This is a genomic window from Paracoccus haematequi (assembly GCF_900631945.1).
In the GTDB taxonomy this organism is placed as follows: domain Bacteria; phylum Pseudomonadota; class Alphaproteobacteria; order Rhodobacterales; family Rhodobacteraceae; genus Paracoccus; species Paracoccus haematequi_A.
Map to the genome: position 1 here is coordinate 45,175 of NZ_UZWE01000019.1, position 16,649 is coordinate 61,823.

The following is a 16,649-nucleotide window of genomic DNA, read 5'->3' on the forward strand; positions in this document are numbered from 1 at the left end:
GAAACGTTAGCCAGTTCGCGGGGCCCTGAAATGCAAGACGCCCGCGACGGGATCGCGGGCGCCTGCTTGTCCGGTCGGGCTGCGATCAGCGGCGCAGGCCCAGCTTGCCGATCAGGTCGGTATAGCGGGCTTCGTCCTTCTTCTTCAGATAGTCCAGCAGCTTGCGGCGCTGCGCGACCATCATCAGCAGACCACGGCGCGAGTGGTTGTCTTTCTTGTGGGTCTTGAAATGCTCGGTCAGGGTGGCAATGCGCGAGGACAGGATCGCGACCTGCACCTCGGGCGAGCCGGTGTCGCCGGCGGCGGTGCCGAATTCCTTGATGACGCGGGCTTTTTCTTCAACGGTGATCGACATCGGGGTCTCCTTTTCGGAACAGGGTTATGGCGCAGGCCGGGATGTCGTCCAGCACTGGCCCGTGGAGGGTCCGCCCGAAGCATCGGGCCGGATGCGCGCCCATACAGGGAAAGCGCGGCCAAGGAAAGGGGCAAGTTACCCCGGAAGCCTGACGATCACGATATCCGCGACGGCCAGGCCACCGCCATGCAGCATCCGGGCGATCGGAGCGCCGTTCACCGTCACCAGGACCGTGCCGTCCGGGTCTTCGGTCAGATCGACCCTGGCATCCCGCGCCAGGCTTTCGGGCAGATGCAGGATGATCTGATCCTCGCGCCCGTCGAAATCGGCGATCACCGGCAGATCGGTGCTGCCGTGCCTGACAACGAAATCATCCGCGCCCTGGTTGCCCTCGGCGAAATCGCCAGAACCGGGCATCAGCGTGTCGTCGCCTTCGCCGCCATGCAGCCAAGTGACCTGGGGATCGTCGTCGCCGGTCAGCAGGTCATCGCCCCGCCCACCGTCCAGATCGTCGCCGCCACCGCCCGAGACCAGCACATCGTCGCCGTCATTGCCCGACAGCCAGTCGTTGCCCGCGCCCCCGAACAGCGTGTCGCCGCCTTCGCCCCCCAACAGGGTGTCGTCGCCCTCATCCCCCCAGACGATGTCGTCACCGCCCTGCCCTGCCAGCGAATCATGACCCGCGCCGCCCCGGATCTCATCCGCGCCCGCCGCACCGAAGTCACCGTCGCCCTGGACCCAGTCGTTCCCCGCACCGGCATGGATCGTGTCGTTGCCGAAGCCGCCCTGGAGGTCGTCGTCGCCATCGCTGCCGTCGATCAGATCGTCGCCCAGCGGCGCGCCCGGCGACGGCGCAATGGGTTCGGACTCGGGCAAGGCCGGCTCGGGTTCCGGCAAGGGTTCCGCGGGATCCGCAGGGATCGGCCATATGAAGCCGTCGCCGCCCTGTTCGGTCCGGTCCGAACCGACATTCCCGACCTCTCCCGGATCGACGGGACCAAGCCTTGGAGCCAGATCGTCGGTGTCGTCATCGTCCCCGTCGCGGCTGCCGGACAGATCCAGGGCCGCCCCGGCCGCTGCAAGTGCCATCAGACCGGCAAGCACGAACATGACACCACCTTAAAGATCGTTACAATCCAATAATACAACCTTGAGGCGGCATTAACCAAATGGTTTGTTTAGAAAGGGTTAGCCACGCGACAAATAGATCACGCGGCAAGAAAAAACCCGCCGGAACGGGCGGGTTCGTTTCGTTTTTCGCGGTGATCGCGTCGATCAGCCCTGGCGGGCCTTGAAGCGGCGGTTGGTCTTGTTGATCACATAGATGCGGCCCTTGCGGCGGACCACCTGGCAGTCGCGGTGCCGGCTTTTCAGCGAGCGGAGCGAATTGCGAACCTTCATCGGTTTTTCTCCATCACGCGGCTCGCAGCCGCAAGGAAAACGAAAGACCCCCGACGGTTGCCGGGGGCGGCGAAAACATGGTGGGCGGTACTGGGATCGAACCAGTGGCCACTACGATGTCAACGTAGTGCTCTACCGCTGAGCTAACCGCCCGTCCTTGGGCCATCCCGTCCGCTTCCCTTCGGGAAACGTTCCGAACCGCCTTTGGTCCGCGTGTCTATATAGGCCGGCCCTGGGGGTTTCAAGCCCTATCGCAGCAAGAAACTTATCGTCTATAAAGGTTCGGGAAGAAACCGCCCGCCGGGGTCTGACGTGACCGAAACCGACCTGCCTGTCCTGATCGACCGGCCCGACCGATGGGCCAGCGGCGTCATTTTCGGGTCGCCTCATTCCGGCCGCGTCTACCCCGACTGGTTCCTGGAAGGCACCCGACTGCCGCCGGAAACCCTGCGGTCGTCCGAGGATGCCTTCGTGGACCGGCTGATCGCCTGCGCGCCCGCCTTGGGCGCGGTGACGATTCGGGCGCAGGTGCCCCGCGCCATCGTCGACCTGAACCGCGCCCCGGACGAGATCGACCCCCTGGTGGTGCGCGGCGTCCCACGCCATCCCCTGAACCAGCGGACCCTGGCGGGCCTGGGCGTGATCCCTCGGGTCGTGTCGCAGGGCCGCGCCATCCTGGAACGCCCCTTGGACCGAGCCGAGGCGGAACGCCGCATCGACGCCTATTGGCGGCCCTATCACCAAGCCCTGACCGCCCTGATCGCCGAGGCGCGGGCGCGGTTCGGGCAGGCGATCCTGATCGACATGCATTCGATGCCGCACGACGCCCTGGCCCATCTGCACGGGCCGCGCCCCGACATGGTGCTGGGCAACCGCCACGGCCTGTCCGCCGCCGCGCGCGTGTCCGACGCCATCGTCGCCGCCGTCGAGGCCGAGGGCTGGCGGATCCGGCGCAACTCGCCCTTCGCGGGGGCCTATATCTGTTCAGCCTATGGCAGGCCGGGCCAGAACATCCATGTGGTGCAGCTGGAAATCGACAGGGCGCTGTATATGGACGAAAAGACCATCGCCCCGCATGACGGGTTCGACGATGTCGCCGCCAGGATGGCGCGGGTGATTCGCAAGCTGGCCGCCCTGGAAGGCGACGCCCGCTCGGACCCGGCCATCGCCGCCGAATGACAGGAGTGAACGGATGGACGACCTGCCAAGCCTGATCGGCGATGCCCTGGGCCGCAACATGGCCCTGATCGTGCTTGCGGTCCTGATCCTGCTGGCCGTCATGTCGGCGGTCAGGATCGTGCCGCAGTCGGAAAAATACGTGGTCGAGCGGTTCGGCCGCCTGCATTCGGTGCTGGGACCGGGGATCAACCTGACGGTGCCCTTCCTGGACCGCGTGGCGCACAGGATTTCTGTCCTGGAACGGCAGCTGCCGACCAACAGCCAGGACGCCATCACCGCCGACAACGTGCTGGTGCAGGTGGAAACGAGCGTCTTCTATCGCATCATCGAACCCGAAAAGACCGTCTACCGCATCCGCGACATCGACGCGGCCATCGCCACCACCGTCGCGGGCATCGTGCGGTCGGAAATCGGCACGATGGAGCTGGACCAGGTGCAGTCGAACCGCGCCTCGCTGATCACCCGGATCCGCGAATCGCTGGCCAATGTCGTCGACGACTGGGGGATCGAGGTGACGCGGGCCGAGATCCTGGACGTGAACCTGGACCAGGCGACCCGCGCCGCCATGCTGCAACAGTTGAACGCCGAGCGCGCGCGGCGGGCGTTGGTGACCGAGGCCGAGGGCAAGCGCCGCGCGGTCGAACTGGCCGCCGACGGCGATCTGTATGCCGCCGAGCAGCTTGCCAAGGCCAAGCGCGTCCTGGCCGACGCCGAGGCTTATGCCACCGCCGCCATCGCCGAGGCGATCCAGAAAAACGGGCTTGAGGCCGCGCAGTATCAGGTGGCGCTGAAACAGGTCGAGGCGCTGGCCGAGGTCGGCCGGGGCGACGGCAAGCAGGTCGTGCTGCTGCCCGCCGCCGCGCTGGATGCCTTTGGCGACGCCTTCAGCCTGCTGCGCGCGCGGTCGTCGTCGTGAACGGCTGGCTGTGGCTGATCGCCGCCTTCGTGCTGGCGGGAATCGAGCTGCTGGTGCCGGGCTGGGCCTTCATGGGCCTTGCGGCCTCGGTCGGGCTGATGGGGGTGCTGCTGCTGACCGGCCTGTGGACGGCGGGCCTGCCCGCGACGCTGGTCGTCACCGCCCTGCTGTCGGCGGCGGCCTGGCTGCTGTTCCGGCGGTTGTGGCCGACCAGCCGGGGCGACAAGCGGATCTGGGACCGCGACATCAACGAATGACGGCGCCGACGGATGATGCAGCCGGGTATTTGGGCAAAGAAGAAGCGCCCTTTCACGGCGCCAAGCTGATCCTGGTCCATGACGGGCGGTTGCTGACCTATCTGCGCGACGACAGGGCGGGGCTGCCGTTTCCGGCCTGCTGGGATCTGCCCGGCGGCGGGCGCGAGGGCGACGAATCGCCCATGGATTGCGCGCTGCGCGAACTGCGCGAGGAATTCGGCTTGGCACTGCCGCCATCGCGGCTGGAGGGGCGGTCCTTCGCGTCGATCCAGCATCCCGGCTGGCGGTCCTGGCTGTTCACCGGGCAGTTGAGCCCGGCCGAAGTCGCGGCGATCCGTTTCGGCGACGAGGGGCAGGACTGGCGGATGATGCCGCTGGCGGACTTCGCCGCCCATCCCCGCGCGGTCCCGCAGTTCCGCGAGCTGGTCCGCGCCTTTATCGCAGCGCCGCCACGCCCCGCACCAGCGGGCGCAGCGCGTCGCCCTTGACCATCCAGCTTGTGGCAAAGGCGAAGGTGGCGATTGTTTCCAGCCAGAAGACCGGGCGCAGGGCTTCCAGCCTGTCGTCCAGGCCGGTCGCGAACAGCACCCCCACCAGGCCGATGCTGGCGATGATCGTCCAGCCGCACAGGCGATAGATCCGGTTCGAGGCGTGTTTTTCCGGCCCGTCCACCGCGCCCTTGGTGAACAGCACCAGGCAATAGACGGCAAGCGCGCCGAAGAACACCGCCGCAGCCCCCAGGTGGACCAGCGACGACCAGTCCCGTTCCCCCTGGTTCAGCAGGCATTCCAGCAGCGTGCAAAGCGGATCGACGGGCATCTCGGGCGCCTTGTCGTCGGGACTGGTCGGCACCAGGGCCACCAGGGCGACGGCGACTGCCGCCACCCGCGCCGTGCCCTTGTCCGTGACCAGGTCGCCCGCGTTGGGGCGGAAACCCTCATAGCTCCACAAAAACACCGCCTGGGCGATCAGGGTGCCCACGAAGACCTCTCGCATCGGGCTGTGATAGGCGGCGGAAATGCTGGTCAGCAGATCGCCCTTCCACATCCCATAGGCCAGCAGCGCGACCGGCAAGAAGAAGCCAAGCGCCCCGATGGCCCGGCGCACGGCCAGGAAGGACAGCACCAGGTCGTTATGCGCCTTTTGGGAAATGCCGCTTTCGTCCGCCATCCCGTTCCCCGTTTTCCGCCAGATTGGCGCGGGGGACGCAGGCGGTCAATCAGCCCCGCAGTTCCGCCAGAATCGCCTGCGCCGCCGCGCGGGGATCGGCGGCCTGCCAGATCGGGCGGCCGACCACGATATGATCGGCCCCCGCGCCGATGGCGCTGGCCGGGGTCTCTACCCGCTTCTGGTCGCCCAGGGCCGCGCCCGCAGGACGCACGCCGGGCGTCACGATCAGCCGCGCGTTCGGCAGGGCGCGGATCGCCGCCGCTTCGCGCGGGGAACAGATGATGCCGTCGGCCCCGGCCTCGAAGGCGCGGGCGGCGCGTTCCACGGTGATCTCGTGCAGCTCGCCCGGCTGGATCATGCCCGCGTCCAGATCCGCGCGCTCCAACGAGGTCAGGATCGTCACGCCCAGGATTTTCAGCGCCGATCCCGCCGCGCCCTCCTTGGCGGCGCGGACCACATGCGGGTCGCCATGCACGGTCAGGAAATCCAGGTCGAACCGCGCCAGCCCGCGCACGGCGGCTTCCACCGTGGCGCCGATGTCGAACAGCTTCATGTCCAGGAAGATGCGCTTGCCGTGGTCCGCCTTCAGTTCCTGCGCCAGCGCCAGCCCGCCGCCGGTCAGCATCCCCAGGCCGATTTTGTAGAAGCCCACGGCATCGCCCAGCCGTTCGGCAAGCTCCAGCCCCGCCACGGCGTTCGGCACATCCAGTGCCACGATCAGCCGGTCATCCATTACAGCCCCCATCCGCAGGAAAATCGCGGCGTTATGGCACAGGCCAGAGCCGCTTGAAAGCGCGGCGAAACTTCCCAAATCTTGATCCGAAGACCCGGATCGGGCGTGCCTTCGGGGCGTCCGCGCAACGGGGGCTATTGAAAGGGGAATTTGCCGATGAACATGGAAAAGTTCACCGAGCGGTCGCGCGGCTTCATGCAGGCCGCCCAGACCATCGCGATCCGCGAGGAAAACCAGCGGGTCGTGCCGGAACATCTGCTGAAGGCATTGATGGATGACGATCAGGGGCTGTCGGCCAACCTGATCACGCGGGCCGGCGGCGACGCGCGCGCCGTCAGGCAGGCGGTCGATCAGGCCGTTGCCAAGCTGCCCAAGGTCAAGGGCGGCAACAACCAGGTCTATGTGGATCCGTCGCTGGTGCGTGTGCTGGACGAGGCCGAGCAGGTCGCCAAGAAGGCGGGTGACAGCTTCGTCCCGGCCGAGCGGATCCTGATGGCGCTGGCGATGGTCAACACCAATGCCCGCGACGCGCTGACCGCAGGCGGCGTCACCGCGCAAAAGCTGAATGCCGCGATCAACGACATCCGCAAGGGCCGCACCGCGGACAGCGCCAGCGCCGAGGACAGCTATGAGGCGTTGGAGAAATACGCCCGCGACCTGACCCAGGCGGCGCGCGACGGCAAGATCGACCCGATCATCGGTCGGGACGAGGAAATCCGCCGCGCCATGCAGGTTCTGTCCCGCCGCACCAAGAACAACCCGGTGCTGATCGGTGAACCCGGTGTGGGCAAGACCGCCATCGCCGAGGGGCTGGCCCTGCGCATCGTCGACGGCGACGTGCCCGAAAGCCTGCGCGACAAGCGGCTGATGGCGCTGGACATGGGTGCGCTGATCGCCGGAGCCAAGTATCGCGGCGAGTTCGAGGAACGCCTGAAGGCCATCCTGAAGGAAATCGAGAACGCCGCCGGAGAGATCATCCTGTTTATCGACGAATTGCACGTGCTGGTCGGCGCGGGCAAGACCGATGGCGCCATGGATGCCGCGAACCTCATCAAGCCCGCGCTTGCACGGGGAGAGCTGCATTGCGTCGGTGCCACCACGCTGGACGAATACCGCAAGTATATCGAAAAGGACGCGGCCCTGGCCCGGCGGTTCCAGCCCGTCATGGTCGAGGAGCCGACGGTCGAGGATACGATTTCCATCCTGCGCGGCATCAAGGAGAAGTACGAGCTTCACCACGGTGTCCGCATCTCGGACGCGGCCCTGGTCGCGGCGGCGACGCTGAGTCACCGCTACATCACCGACCGCTTCCTGCCCGACAAGGCCATCGACCTTGTGGACGAAGCCGCCAGCCGCCTGCGCATGGAGGTCGACAGCAAGCCCGAGGAACTGGACCAGCTCGACCGCCAGATCCTGCAAATGCAGATCGAGGCCGAGGCGCTGAAGAAGGAAGACGACGCGGCCAGCAAGGACCGTCTGGAACGGCTGGAAAAGGATCTGTCCGACCTGCAACAGCGCAGCGCCGAGATGACCGCCCGCTGGCAGGCCGAACGCGACAAGCTGGAAAGTTCCCGCAACCTCAAGGAACAGCTTGACCGCGCCCGCGCCGAACTGGACCAGGCCAAGCGCGAGGGTAACCTGGCCCGGGCGGGCGAGCTGTCCTATGGCATCATCCCCGGCCTGGAGAAGAAGCTGGCCGAGGCCGAGAACGGCGGCGCCGACGGGCTGATGGTGGAAGAGGCCGTCCGCCCCGAACAGATCGCCGAGGTGGTCGAGCGCTGGACCGGCATCCCCACCAGCAAGATGCTGGAGGGCGAGCGCGAGAAGCTGTTGAAGATGGAAGAGGAAATCGGCGCCCGCGTGATCGGCCAGCAAGAGGCCGTGATCGCCGTCAGCAACGCCGTGCGCCGGGCGCGGGCCGGCCTGAACGACGAGAACCGTCCGCTGGGCAGCTTCCTGTTCCTGGGCCCGACCGGCGTCGGCAAGACCGAACTGACCAAGGCGCTTGCCGAATACATGTTCGACGACGACAGCGCGATGGTCCGCATCGACATGTCCGAGTTCATGGAAAAGCACTCGGTCGCCCGTCTGATCGGCGCCCCTCCGGGCTATGTCGGCTATGACGAGGGCGGCGTCCTGACCGAGGCGGTGCGGCGCAGGCCCTATCAGGTGATCCTGTTCGACGAGGTCGAAAAGGCGCACCCGGACGTGTTCAACGTGCTGTTGCAGGTGCTGGACGACGGGCAGTTGACCGACGGACAGGGCCGGACGGTGGACTTCAAGCAGACGCTGATCATCCTGACCTCGAACCTTGGGTCTCAGGCGCTGTCGCATCTGCCCGAGGGCGCCGATTCCAGCGATGCGCGCAGCCAGGTGATGGAGGCGGTCCGGGCGCATTTCCGGCCCGAGTTCCTGAACCGGCTGGACGAGATCATCATCTTCCGCCGCCTGACGCGGGCCAATATGGACGCCATCGTCAAGATCCAGCTGCGGCGCCTGGAAAAACGGCTTGCTCAGCGCAAGATCACGCTGGATCTGGACGACGGGGCGCGCAAATGGCTGGCCGACCAGGGTTATGACCCGATCTTCGGCGCGCGTCCGCTGAAACGGGTGATCCAGCGCGCCTTGCAGGATCCGCTGGCCGAGCTGCTGCTGTCGGGCGAGGTTCTGGACGGCCAGACCGTCCATGTCACCGCCGGGCCGGACGGGCTGATCGTCGGCAACCGCGTCGGCCGCGCTGGCCACAAACTGGGCGCGGTCGGCGAAGGGCCGAAGCCCGACCTGACCGTCCACTGATCCGAAAAGGCCCCGCATCGCCGGGGCCTTTTCATGCAACAGTCACAAACCCGTCACGACCTGTCCACGTTTCCGTGATCTTGCCCTGATACCAGACCGCATCGCGAAAAAGCGCGAAATCGTTGTTCAGGATCAAGATCATGCAAAGAATTGCAGAGTTTGCCGCCGCAGCCGTCTGCGCCTCGGCCCTTTTCGCCCTGCCGGTCGCGGCGGCTTCGGTCGACAGTCCCTATGCCACGCTGAACGGCCAGGCCCCGATCGTGATCGCCCATCGCGGCGCTCCGGCCTATCTGCCCGAGAACACCATCGGCGGGAACGAACTGTCGGCCAAGATGGGCGCGGACTATATCGAGACCGACGTGATGATGACCCGTGACGGCGTTCTGGTGGCGATGCACGATTCCAGCCTGGCGCGCACCACCAATGTCGAATCGGTCTATGCCCCGCGCAACGGCGGCTATGCGGTCAAGGATTTCACCTATGAGGAATTGCAGGCCCTCACGGTCGAGCCGACCGGCTCGGGCCGGTGGACCTATCCCGATTTCGCGCCCCAGGATCCGAATCCCTATCGCATCCCCAGCTTCGCGGACATGCTGGACGCGCTGACCGCCTATAACGACAAGAACGGCACCAATGTCGGGATGCTGACCGAAGGCAAATACGCCTATGACGAGGCGACCAGCCGTGCGGTGATCGAAACGCTGATCGACAAGGGCTATACCACCCGCGAAAAGTCGATGGTCCAGTCCTTCGATTTCGGCAATGTCTTCGCCTACAGCAACCTGCTGCGCGAATACGGTGTGGACATGGGCGTGGCCCAGTTGGGCGGCATCGGCAAGGCGGGCGGCCAGTGGACCATCGACGGCGTGCTGGTCAGCCAGGTTGCCGGCCATATCGACACGCTGGCGGCCAGCTATGGCTCGATCACCAAGGAACTGATCGACTATGCGCATGGCCTGGGCCTCAGCGTCTATGGCTGGACATTCCGCCCCGCTGATCAGGACATGGCCTTCGCGCAACTGAAGGATCTGCTGGACTGGGGCCTGGACGGCATCATCACCGACAACCCCGACTATGCCCGCGCGGTGGTCGATTCGCTTGACCTGGCGCCGGTGCCGCTGCCTGCGGGCCTGCCGCTGATGGCCGCGGGCCTTGGCGCGCTGACCGCGCTGCGCATCCGCCGCCGCCGGGCCTGACCCCCATCGGGGCGGTTCGCCGCCGCCCTTTCCCGATTTCACGAGGATACCATGTTCAACCCGATCCTGCGCGCCGCCGCGCCGCTGCTTGCCCTGGCCGTCCTGTCGGCCCCCGTTTCCGCCGCCAGCGTCATCGTCAACGGCACCTTCGACAACAACACGACCGGCTGGACCGGCAGCTATTCCACCCGGATCGCCGATCCCTGGATCGACACCGGCAGCTATTACTTTCCCGGCGCGGGTCCGACCCATTCCATCTCTCAGGACTATGCCCTGAGCACCGAGGAGCGCGCCAAGACCCAGACCGGACGGCTGGGCTATGCCTTCTCGGCCGACATGTTCGGCTGGCACGGGCAGCGAGACTATTCGATCCTGTCGGTGTCCTTCTTCGACAGCGCGAACACGCTGATGGGCTTTGCCGCGCTGGATACCCGCGACATCTATCCCGACACCGGGATGCCCTGGGATCTGTTCATCTATGCGGGCGGGAAATACTATCAGGAGCTGACCGGCTTCCTGCCCACCGGCACCACCCTGCTGCGCTTCGCCATCGATTCGGTGCGGGTCGGCGGCGGCACCAACAATGACGGCTATATCGACAACGCGTCCTTCGTGCTGACCGACATGCCCGCCCCGGCGCCGGTTCCCCTGCCCGCGACGCTGCCGCTGCTGGCCGCTGGCGTCGTCGGGATGGGCGCGCTGCGCCGCCGCAAGACCCGCTGACATCAGACAGGTCGCGCCCCCATCCGGGGGCGCGGCGTTCAGGCGGTCCTGCCCGCCAGTTGCGCGACGCCCATCACCTCCAGCACCTTCGCCTCGATATGGGCGGCGTTCAGGGCCGAGGTGTCATACATCGCATAGGGCGCGTCGTGATCGACGAACCGATCCGGCAGCACCATCGACCGGAAGCGCAATCCGCTGTCAAAGACCCCCTCATCCGCCAGCAACTGCGCGACATGGCTGCCGAAGCCGCCCACCGCGCCTTCTTCCACTGTGATCAGCGCGTCATGGCCCGCCGCCAGCCGCAGGATCAGGTCGCGGTCCAGCGGCTTGGCGAAGCGGGCATCCGCGACGGTCGGGGTGATCCCGCGCGCCGCCAGGGATTCAGAGGCCTTCAACGCCTCGGACAGGCGGGTGCCGAAGGACAGGATGGCGACACCCTTGCCCTGCTGGACGATGCGGCCCTTGCCGATCTCCAGCACCTGGCCGCGTTCCGGCATCTCGACCCCGGTGCCCTCGCCGCGCGGAAAGCGGAACGCGATGGGACCGCTGTCATGGGCGGCGGCGGTGGCGACCATGTGCATCAGTTCGGCCTCGTCGGCGGCGGCCATCACCACCATGCCGGGCAGGTTCGCCAGAAAGGCGATGTCATAGGCCCCGGCATGGGTCGGGCCGTCCTGGCCCACCAGCCCGGCGCGGTCGATGGCGAAGCGCACCGGCAGGTTCTGGACCGCCACGTCATGCACCACCTGATCATAGCCGCGCTGCAAAAAGGTCGAATAGATCGCGCAGAAGGGCTTCATCCCGCCCGCCGCCAGCCCCGCCGCGAAGGTCACGGCGTGCTGTTCGGCGATGCCCACGTCGAAGGTCCGGCGCGGGAAACGCTCGGCGAACTGCTTCAACCCGGTGCCGTCCGGCATGGCGGCGGTGATGCCGACGATCCGGTCGTCGCGCCCGGCCTCGTCGATCAGCGCCCGCGCAAAGACGGCGGTATAGCTGGGAGCGTTCGATTTCGCCTTGGCCTGGACGCCCGTCACCATGTCGAACTTGGCCGTGGCATGGCCGCGGTCGGCGGCGTTTTCGGCCGGGGCATAGCCCTTGCCCTTTTTCGTCACGGCATGGATCAGCACCGGCCCGGTGGCGCGCGATTTCACCGTGCGCAGCAGCGGCAGAAGCTGGTCCAGATCGTGCCCGTCGACCGGGCCGATATAGGAAAAGCCCAGTTCCTCGAACAGCGTGCCGCCGATGGTCATGCCCTTCAGCATTTCCTTGGCCCGGCGCGCGCCTTCCTGGAAGGGCGGCGGCAGCAGGCCCACGGCGCCCTTGGCGGCGGCCTTCAGATCCTGGAAGGGCGCGCGGCTGTAAAGGCTGGTCAGGTATGACGACAGCGCGCCCACCGGCGGGGCGATGGACATCTCGTTGTCGTTCAGGATCACGAACAGCCGCTTGCCCAGATGGCCCGCGTTGTTCAGCGCCTCGAAGGCCATGCCCGCGCTCATGGCGCCGTCGCCGATCACCGCGACCGCATCGCCCGGATCGCCGCCCAGGTCGCGCGCGACGGCAAAGCCCAGTGCCGCGCTGATCGAGGTGCTGGAATGGCCCGCCCCGAACGGATCATAAGGGCTTTCCGCGCGCTTGGTGAAGCCCGCCAGACCGCCGCCCATGCGCAGGGTGCGGATCCGGTCGCGCCGTCCGGTCAGGATCTTGTGGGGATAGCATTGGTGGCCCACGTCCCAGATGATCTTGTCGCGCGGCGTGTCGAACACCGCATGCAACGCCACGGTCAGTTCCACGACGCCAAGGCCCGCGCCCAGATGACCCCCGGTGACGCTGACCGCGCTGATCGTCTCGGATCTCAACTCGTCGGCAAGCTGGCGCAGTTCCCGATCGCTGAGCGTCTTCATATCCGAGGGCAGCTTGACCCGGTCGAGGATCGGCGTCTTGGTCAGGTCGGTCATGGGCTGGCCCTCTCAGGCATCAGGGGCGGGCGATCAGGTGTCGCGTTCGATAACGAAACGCGCCAGGCGGCGCAAGTTTCCGGCGGCCTCGCCATAGGGCGCCAGGGCGGCATCGGCATCCGCGGCCAGCCGCGCCGCCGTTGCCCGCGCGCCGTCCAGGCCCAGCAGCGACACGAAGGTGGCCTTTCCCGCCTGGGCGTCCTTGCCGACGCGCTTGCCGGTCACATCTTCGTTGCCGGTCACGTCCAGGATGTCGTCGGCGATCTGGAAGGCAAGCCCCACCGCATCGGCATAAGCCGCCAGCGGCGCCGGATCGGCATCGGCGATCAGCGGCCCGGCGATGGCGGCAAAGCGGATCAGCGCGCCGGTCTTGCCGCCCTGCAATTCGGTGATCTGGTCCAGCGTCAGCGGCGTGGCGGCGGTTTCGGCGGCGATGTCCAAGGCCTGCCCCCACACCATCCCCGCCCCTCCGACCGCCTGCGCGAAAGCCGCGACCAGGCGGCGGGTGGCCGCATCGCCGATGGCGGGATCGGCCAGCAGCCCGAAGGCCAGCGATTGCAGCGCGTCGCCCGCCAGGATCGCGGTGGCCTGGGACCATTTCACATGCACCGTTGGCAAGCCGCGCCGCAGGTCGTCGTCGTCCATCGCGGGCAGGTCGTCATGGACCAGGGAATAGGCGTGCAGCGCCTCGACCGCCGCGGCGACCGGCAGGGCGGCATCGTCGGAAACGCCGTGCAGGCGGGCGGATTCCATCACCAGAAAGGCCCGGATCCGCTTGCCGCCCGCGCAGGCATAAGCCATCGCGTCTTGCAATTCGCCGGGCGGCAGGGCGCCGACGGCACGGTCCAGCGCGGCCTGGACCTGCGCCTTTACCCCGTCCAGCCGGTCCTGCATCACAGCCCCTCGGCCGGTTCCGTTCCCGTGGGCTGGCCATTGGCGGCCAGGGTGATCTTTTCCACCCGGTCCTCGGCCTCGCGCAGGCGTTTCTCGCAATGCTGGCGCAGCAAGGCGCCGCGTTCGTACAGGCGGATGGATTCGTCCAGCGTCGCGTCGCCGGTTTCCAGCTTGCCGACCGTGGCCTCCAGCTCTTTCATGGCTTCCTCGAAGCTCATGGTCGCGATGTCGTTCATGTTCCGGCCTCCAGCAGCACTTCGACATGGGCGCGGACGGACCGGCCCAAAGCGACCAGATCATAGCCACCTTCCAGGCAGGATACCACCGGGGCCGACAGATCCGCCGCCATGCCGCAGATCATCCGGGTGACGGCGGCGAAATCGCTGTCATCCCAGTTCAGTTGCGCCAGGGGGTCCGCCGCATGGGCGTCGAAGCCCGCCGAGACGATCACCAGTTGCGGACCAAACGCGCGACAGCGGGCCAGGATGTCGCGCCAGGCCGCCTGCCCCGCCGCGCCGTCCGATCCGGGCCGCAGCGGCACGTTCACCACCTGCCCATGCGCGCCGCGTTCCGTGGCCGCCCCCGTGCCGGGATAGAGGGGCATCTGGTGGGTGGACGCAAAGAAGGCCTGGGATTCGTCCCACAGCAGATCCTGTGTGCCGTTGCCGTGATGCACGTCGAAATCCAGCACCGCCACCCGGTCCAGCCCGTGATGGTCCAGGGCGCGCCTGGCCGCGATGGCGGCATTGCCGAAGATGCAGAAACCCATCGGCTTTTCACGTTCGGCGTGATGGCCGGGCGGGCGCATGGCGACGAAAGCATTCGCGGCCTCACCCACCAGCACGGCATCCACGGCGGCAACCGCGCCGCCCACCGCGCGCAGGGCGGCATCCAGGCTGCCGGGCGACAGATGGGTGTCCGCGTCCAGCATCCGCCAGCCTTCGTCCGGCACGGCGGCGCGGATGCGGTCCAGATAGGATTGCGGGTGGCAGCGCAGGATCTCGGCCTCGTCGGCGCGCGGCGCCTCGCGCCGGTCCAGGGGCAGGTCGGCAAGCGCGTCCAGAACGGCGGCGTGGCGGGCCACCTGTTCGGGATGGCCGGGCGGGGTGATGTGGCGCTCGGCGTCGGAATGGGTGAACAGGGCCGTGGTCATCAGACCTCCATCTTGCCGATCAGGGGCAGGTCGTCCTCGGGTCCGACGCTGTGGCGTTCGATCATGCGGTGGACCAGCGGATCGCCCTCGCCCTGATGCAGGGCGCGCAGGGCGACGGTGATTTCGGCATCCGACTTGGTGCGGCGCAGGTTGTGGCGGACGTATTCGTCCCAGGTGGCGATGTGATAGCTTTCCGACCACAGATCGGGATGTTCCAGATCGCGCAGCAGCGCCCAGTTGCGCGCGCCGTCGCGGCGGCGCACGCCCCGGCGCAGCTGCATCAGGCGCAGGAATTCGGCCGTGTCCTTCTGCGCGATCCGGTAATCGACCATCACCATGATCGGCCCCGATCGACCCCGCAGATCCAGCCGCAGCGCCGGTTCGCGGAAGCGGTTGAGCGGCTCCAGATCGGCGGTGCCGAAATCGGGCGCCTTGAACCAGAAGCCGATCACCGCCCCCGCCAGCAGCACGATGCCGGCCGCCGTCAGCGCATCGCCCAGGCCATGCGCGCCCGCAACGGCGCCCCAGATCCAGGATCCCGCCGCCATGCCGCCGAAGGTCGCCGTCTGATACAGCGCCAGGGCGCGGGCCACGACCCAGCGAGGCGTCGAAAGCTGCACCGTCACGTTGAACAGCGACAGGGCCAGCACCCAGGACGCCCCGGCAGGCAGCAGCGCCAGGGCGTGCAGCCAGACGTTCTGGGTCTGGCCCAGTACGACGGCAGACAGGGCAAAACCCGCAAAGGCCATGCGCACGATGTTTTCGTTGTCGAAGCGTGCCCGGATGCGCGGGTTCAGCGCCGCGCCGACGATGGCGCCCAGACCATAGCAGCCCAGCAATCCGCCGAACAGCATGGATCCCCCCTCGGGGTGGGCCTTGGCGATCAGCGGCAGCAGCGCCAGCACCGACACGGCGGCGAAACCGAACAGCGCGCCCCGGCCGATCACCTTCATCAGGTTCGGCGACAGGAAGACATAGCGCAGCCCGGCGGCGACAGCGGGCAGGAACGCCTCGGGCGGCGCGGTTCGAGGGGCGATGTTGGGACGCCAGCGCAGCAGCGCGCCCAGAAGCGGGATATAGGACAGCGCATTGACCGCAAAGGCCGCAGCCGCGCCGAAAGCCGCGACGATGAAGCCCCCGGCGGCAGGCCCGACGCTGCGCATCAGGTTGAAGCCGACCGAGTTCAGTGTGACGGCGGCGGGCAAGTCGGCGCGCGGCACCAGATCGCCCATGCTGGCCTGCCAGGGCGGGTTATAGAGCGCCTGCCCCGCCCCGATCAGGAAAGTGAAGGCCAGCAGCAGCCAGGGCGTCAGCCAGCCCTGCCAGGCGACGACGGCCAGGACCAGCGACACGATGCCCATGAAGCATTGCGCGAACAGCAGGATCGTCTTGCGGTCGAAGATGTCGGCCAGCGCGCCCGAGGCCAGCGCCAGCAGCATGATCGGCAGCGTGTTGGACGCCTGCACCAGGGCGATCAGCGTGGCGCTGTCGGTCAGCTGCGTCATCAGCCAGGCCGCGCCCACCGCCTGGACCAGGCCGCCGAAGTTCGAGACCAGCGTCGCGCTCCACAACAGGCGGAAGTCGCGGTGGCGGAACGGGGCAAGGGCAGAGGGACGGGGTGGCGGCGGCTGCTGGGTCACGGATACGGTCGCTTCGGGCTTTTCGTCACCCTAGCCAGCGGCGCGCAAGGGGGCAATGCAGGGCAGGACGACAAGGGCAGACGCGCTTCTTTCCATGGCGATGAAACCAAAACAAACGCGAATTTGTTCCGCCGTCAGCCGATCTTGATGAGACTGCCGCCCTTTCGCCACAACCCGCGCCCCGCTTCGATCCGGGCTGGGGCGCAAGGCTTGACGACCACTGTCCGTGACGGGCTGATGAACCCCAGCGCGAATCACCCCCTGCCCCGACGGCACGGGCG

17 protein-coding genes and 1 tRNA gene are annotated in these 16,649 nt (G+C 67.5%); 7 read left to right on the forward strand and 11 right to left on the reverse strand.

Annotated features, from left to right (window positions below):
- Positions 1-85 precede the first annotated feature (85 nt).
- The 4 genes from rpsO to PARHAE_RS02640 all read right to left on the reverse strand — a co-directional run bounded on the left by rpsO (position 86) and on the right by PARHAE_RS02640 (position 1,909).
- Complete coding sequence (gene rpsO, locus PARHAE_RS02625) at positions 86-355, reverse strand: 30S ribosomal protein S15 (RefSeq protein ID WP_103172335.1); 270 nt, start codon at positions 353-355, stop codon at positions 86-88.
- A gap of 135 nt (positions 356-490) precedes the next feature.
- Complete coding sequence (locus tag PARHAE_RS02630) at positions 491-1,465, reverse strand: calcium-binding protein (RefSeq protein ID WP_126153054.1); 975 nt, start codon at positions 1,463-1,465, stop codon at positions 491-493.
- A gap of 165 nt (positions 1,466-1,630) precedes the next feature.
- Positions 1,631-1,756, reverse strand: coding sequence for a type B 50S ribosomal protein L36 (gene ykgO / locus PARHAE_RS02635; protein ID WP_042245282.1), 126 nt, complete (start codon positions 1,754-1,756; stop codon positions 1,631-1,633).
- A gap of 78 nt (positions 1,757-1,834) precedes the next feature.
- Positions 1,835-1,909, reverse strand: a tRNA-Val gene (locus PARHAE_RS02640).
- Positions 1,910-2,068: 159 nt separating this feature from the next.
- Between PARHAE_RS02640 and PARHAE_RS02645 the strand changes: the two genes are divergently transcribed.
- From PARHAE_RS02645 to PARHAE_RS02660, 4 genes are read left to right on the forward strand one after another with little or no spacing between them, the layout of a single operon-like run.
- Positions 2,069-2,935 carry an N-formylglutamate amidohydrolase gene (locus PARHAE_RS02645; RefSeq protein ID WP_126153055.1) on the forward strand — a complete coding sequence of 289 codons (867 nt, stop codon included), beginning with the start codon at positions 2,069-2,071 and terminating at the stop codon, positions 2,933-2,935.
- A gap of 58 nt (positions 2,936-2,993) precedes the next feature.
- Positions 2,994-3,851 carry an SPFH domain-containing protein gene (locus tag PARHAE_RS02650; RefSeq protein WP_420899381.1) on the forward strand — a complete coding sequence of 286 codons (858 nt, stop codon included), beginning with the start codon at positions 2,994-2,996 and terminating at the stop codon, positions 3,849-3,851.
- Complete coding sequence (locus PARHAE_RS02655; protein ID WP_126153057.1) at positions 3,848-4,108, forward strand: hypothetical protein; 261 nt, start codon at positions 3,848-3,850, stop codon at positions 4,106-4,108. Before PARHAE_RS02650 ends, PARHAE_RS02655 begins: the two co-directional genes overlap by 4 nt.
- 29 nt (positions 4,109-4,137) lie before the next feature.
- The gene (locus tag PARHAE_RS02660) at positions 4,138-4,596 is read left to right on the forward strand and encodes an NUDIX hydrolase (RefSeq protein WP_241232642.1); all 459 of its coding nucleotides are present in this window, start codon (positions 4,138-4,140) and stop codon (positions 4,594-4,596) included.
- Here the strand turns inward: PARHAE_RS02660 and PARHAE_RS02665 are convergent.
- Positions 4,544-5,278 carry a DUF998 domain-containing protein gene (locus PARHAE_RS02665; RefSeq protein WP_126153059.1) on the reverse strand — a complete coding sequence of 245 codons (735 nt, stop codon included), beginning with the start codon at positions 5,276-5,278 and terminating at the stop codon, positions 4,544-4,546. The genes PARHAE_RS02660 and PARHAE_RS02665 overlap by 53 nt on opposite strands.
- 49 nt (positions 5,279-5,327) lie before the next feature.
- The gene (pyrF, locus tag PARHAE_RS02670) at positions 5,328-6,011 is read right to left on the reverse strand and encodes an orotidine-5'-phosphate decarboxylase (protein WP_164555119.1); all 684 of its coding nucleotides are present in this window, start codon (positions 6,009-6,011) and stop codon (positions 5,328-5,330) included.
- 156 nt (positions 6,012-6,167) lie between these two features.
- On the opposite strand from pyrF, the gene clpB reads away from it, so the two are divergent.
- The 3 genes from clpB (at position 6,168) to PARHAE_RS02685 (ending at position 10,726) form a co-directional block, all read left to right on the forward strand.
- Complete coding sequence (clpB, locus tag PARHAE_RS02675; RefSeq protein ID WP_241232643.1) at positions 6,168-8,807, forward strand: ATP-dependent chaperone ClpB; 2,640 nt, start codon at positions 6,168-6,170, stop codon at positions 8,805-8,807.
- Positions 8,808-8,947: 140 nt separating this feature from the next.
- Positions 8,948-10,003: a glycerophosphodiester phosphodiesterase family protein gene (locus PARHAE_RS02680; protein WP_126153061.1), complete on the forward strand. Its 1,056-nt coding sequence runs from the start codon at positions 8,948-8,950 to the stop codon at positions 10,001-10,003.
- A 51-nt stretch (positions 10,004-10,054) separates the two neighbouring features.
- Positions 10,055-10,726 carry a hypothetical protein gene (locus PARHAE_RS02685; RefSeq protein WP_126153062.1) on the forward strand — a complete coding sequence of 224 codons (672 nt, stop codon included), beginning with the start codon at positions 10,055-10,057 and terminating at the stop codon, positions 10,724-10,726.
- A gap of 38 nt (positions 10,727-10,764) precedes the next feature.
- On the opposite strand, the gene dxs is transcribed toward PARHAE_RS02685, so the two are convergent.
- Genes dxs through PARHAE_RS02710 form a run of 5 tightly spaced genes read right to left on the reverse strand, consistent with a single transcriptional unit; the run spans position 10,765 to position 16,368 of the window.
- A complete protein-coding gene (dxs, locus tag PARHAE_RS02690; RefSeq protein WP_126153063.1) occupies positions 10,765-12,681 on the reverse strand; it encodes a 1-deoxy-D-xylulose-5-phosphate synthase in 1,917 nt (638 codons plus the stop codon).
- A 33-nt stretch (positions 12,682-12,714) separates the two neighbouring features.
- Complete coding sequence (locus tag PARHAE_RS02695; protein WP_126153064.1) at positions 12,715-13,575, reverse strand: polyprenyl synthetase family protein; 861 nt, start codon at positions 13,573-13,575, stop codon at positions 12,715-12,717.
- Positions 13,575-13,811, reverse strand: coding sequence for an exodeoxyribonuclease VII small subunit (locus PARHAE_RS02700; protein WP_126153065.1), 237 nt, complete (start codon positions 13,809-13,811; stop codon positions 13,575-13,577). The genes PARHAE_RS02695 and PARHAE_RS02700 overlap by 1 nt, the downstream gene beginning before the upstream one ends.
- Positions 13,808-14,728: a histone deacetylase family protein gene (locus PARHAE_RS02705; protein ID WP_126153066.1), complete on the reverse strand. Its 921-nt coding sequence runs from the start codon at positions 14,726-14,728 to the stop codon at positions 13,808-13,810. Before PARHAE_RS02705 ends, PARHAE_RS02700 begins: the two co-directional genes overlap by 4 nt.
- Positions 14,728-16,368 (reverse strand): MFS transporter, encoded by a 1,641-nt coding sequence (locus tag PARHAE_RS02710; RefSeq protein WP_126153067.1) that lies wholly within the window; start codon positions 16,366-16,368, stop codon positions 14,728-14,730. The genes PARHAE_RS02705 and PARHAE_RS02710 overlap by 1 nt, the downstream gene beginning before the upstream one ends.
- Positions 16,369-16,649 lie beyond the last annotated feature (281 nt).